The organism is Caulobacter sp. GW821-FHT10A06 (assembly GCF_059415805.1).
In genome coordinates this window covers 1-1194 of sequence record NZ_JBWKNY010000013.1, presented here as the reverse complement: position 1 = coordinate 1194, position 1194 = coordinate 1, and the positions used below count along the sequence as shown (strand labels likewise).

Annotated in this window: 1 protein-coding gene; it reads right to left on the bottom strand. The window is 63.8% G+C overall.

The window, feature by feature from the left end; all coding sequences use genetic code 11:
• Positions 1–2 precede the first annotated feature (2 nt).
• The gene (gene tuf, locus AC07NF_RS26125) at positions 3–1193 is read right to left on the bottom strand and encodes an elongation factor Tu (protein WP_454715277.1); all 1191 of its coding nucleotides are present in this window, start codon (positions 1191–1193) and stop codon (positions 3–5) included.
• Position 1194: the final 1 nt, after the last annotated feature.

Below are 1194 nucleotides of genomic sequence, written 5' to 3'. Positions count from 1 at the left end.
GATTACTCGACGATCTTGGCCACGACGCCGGCGCCGACGGTGCGGCCGCCTTCGCGGATGGCGAAGCGCAGGCCTTGGTCCATGGCGATCGGGGTGATCAGCTCGACGTCCAGCTCGGCGTTGTCGCCCGGCATGATCATTTCCACGCCTTCCTTCAGCTTGATGATGCCGGTGACATCGGTCGTGCGGAAGTAGAACTGCGGACGGTAGTTGGTGAAGAACGGGGTGTGACGGCCGCCTTCTTCCTTGTTCAGGATGTAGGCTTCGGCCACGAACTTCGTGTGCGGGGTGATCGAACCCGGCTTGCAGAGCACTTGGCCGCGCTCGACGTCTTCACGCTTGGTGCCGCGCAGCAGCACGCCCACGTTGTCGCCGGCTTGACCTTGGTCCAGCAGCTTGCGGAACATTTCGACGCCCGTGCAGGTCGTCTTCTGGACCGGACGGATGCCGACGATTTCGACTTCTTCGCCGACCTTGACGATGCCCTTTTCGATACGGCCGGTGACCACGGTGCCGCGGCCCGAGATCGAGAACACGTCTTCGACCGGCATCAGGAAGGGCAGGTCAACCGGACGTTCCGGCTGCGGGATGTAGGCGTCGACCGAAGCCATCAGCGCCAGGATCGCTTCTTCACCGATCTTGGCGTCGCGGTTTTCCACGGCGGCCAGGGCCGAGCCCTTGGTGATCGGGATATCGTCGCCCGGGAACTGGTACGAGCTGAGCAGCTCGCGCACTTCCATTTCAACGAGCTCCAGCAGCTCTTCGTCGTCGACCATGTCGACCTTGTTCATGAACACGACCAGGGCCGGCACGCCGACCTGACGGGCCAGCAGGATGTGCTCGCGGGTCTGCGGCATCGGGCCGTCGGCGGCCGACACGACCAGGATCGCGCCGTCCATCTGGGCGGCGCCCGTGATCATGTTCTTCACGTAGTCGGCGTGGCCGGGGCAGTCGACGTGCGCGTAGTGACGGTTGGCCGTCTCGTACTCGACGTGAGCCGTGTTGATCGTGATGCCGCGGGCCTTTTCTTCCGGCGCGGCGTCGATGTCGGCGTAGTTCTTGGCGGTCGCGCCGCCCGACTTCGCCAGCGTGATCGTGATCGCGGCCGTCAGCGTCGTCTTGCCATGGTCAACGTGACCGATGGTGCCGATGTTGCAGTGCGGCTTATTACGTTCGAACTTTTCCTTGGCCATC

Coding starts and splice junctions, on each gene's coding strand:
- tuf (WP_454715277.1), bottom strand. CDS start 1,193: ATGGCCAAGGAAAAGTTCGAACGTAATAAGCCGCACTGCAACATCGGC.